This window comes from Mesorhizobium sp. M7A.F.Ca.CA.003.01.2.1 (assembly GCF_003998945.1).
Taxonomy (GTDB): domain Bacteria; phylum Pseudomonadota; class Alphaproteobacteria; order Rhizobiales; family Rhizobiaceae; genus Mesorhizobium; species Mesorhizobium ciceri.
Genome location: NZ_RZRA01001195.1, coordinates 1 through 1,379 on the forward strand (window position 1 = coordinate 1; position 1,379 = coordinate 1,379).

The window sequence follows — 1,379 nt, forward strand, 5'->3', positions numbered from 1 at the left end:
CGCCTATGTGACCCGCGGCGGCCATGCGGCGCGCTTTGCCGGCAATTTCATGTGGCAGACGCGGTTCGAAGACGAGGGCCGCCGGCAGGTCTGCTACAAATATCGCTCGCGTGCCGAAGATCCGGCCTATCTCCCAGACGGCGACGTCACCCGTGCCACCAATTCCTGGGAGGCGCCGGAAATCGGCCGGCCGGGTTCGGCGACCTTCGGGCTCAACGCGACGCGCGGTGTCTATGCCGGCTGGGGCGGCTGTGCACCGCGCGGCGTGCGTGGTTTCCCGGTCTACCGGCCCGAGCATTGGGCCTTCGCCGGCACCGGCATCTACTATGGCGACCTGCTGGGCGCCGACAGCCATGTCTATGGCTATGAGGTCGACGGGCTCGACTTCGAGATACGCGGCGGCCTGCCCTACCCGACTGCGACCAGCGGCGCGCCAGATGGCCTGCAGGTTCTCGCCGTCGGCATGGCATCCCAGGTCGAGGAAAGCGCCGATATCCCGATCGAGGACCAGTTCCTCACCGACGAAGACGGCCGCTTCACCGCCGAAACGTTGTTTGGCGAGGCGAGCGACGCCAATCTGGAAAAGGTCAAACGCGGCAACGGCATGATCGTCAATTTCCCGCGCGGCAAGGGCGAGGTGTTCCATGCCGGAAGCTGCGAATGGGTCGCCGGCCTGCTAAGACAGGACCCGATGGTCGAACGCGTCACGAAAAATGTCCTCGATCGTTACCTCGGAAAGCCCTGACATGTCGAAAGTCCAATCCGCCGTTCAAGAAACCGAAGCCCGGCGAGACTCGCATCTGTTCTATCTGTCCAGCCTGCGCCGGCCGCTGATCGACCGCGCCGAAGGCATCTACATGTGGACGCAGGACGGCCGCCGCTTCATCGATGGCTCGAGCGGCCCGATGGTGGCCAATATCGGCCATTCCAATCGCAATGTGCTCGACGCCATGAAGCGGCAGATGGACCGCGCCACCTTCGCCTATCGGCTGCATTTCGAGAACGAGCCGGCGGAGGAGTTGGCGCGGGAGTTGGCCGGCAAGCTGCCGGAGGGCATGGACCGCATCTTCTTCGTCTCCGGTGGCTCGGAGGCGACGGAATCCTGCATCAAGCTGGCGCGGCAATGGGCGGTCGCCACCGGCCAGGCCAGCCGCTGGAAGGTGATCACGCGTTTCCCCTCCTATCATGGTGGCACGTTGGGTTCGCTCTCGATCACCGGCGACGATGCGCTGGCCGAAACGTTCGAGCCGATGATGCGGGTGATGCCAACCGTGCCGGCGCCGAATGCCTGGCGCGACCGCGACAATCTCTCGATTGAGCAGCGCGGCATCCGCTATGCCGACATGCTGGAGGAGAAGATTCTTGCGGAAGGTCCAGAC

Annotated in this window: 2 protein-coding genes; both read left to right on the top strand. The window is 64.7% G+C overall.

What is annotated here, in order from left to right; translation table 11 throughout:
• The coding region (locus EN969_RS31130; RefSeq protein ID WP_348632424.1) for a N,N-dimethylformamidase beta subunit family domain-containing protein at positions 1-745 on the top strand (745 nt) is incomplete at its 5' end.
• A gap of 1 nt (position 746) precedes the next feature.
• Positions 747-1,379: aminotransferase class III-fold pyridoxal phosphate-dependent enzyme (locus EN969_RS31135; RefSeq protein WP_164758662.1), on the top strand; the 633-nt coding region annotated here is incomplete at its 3' end.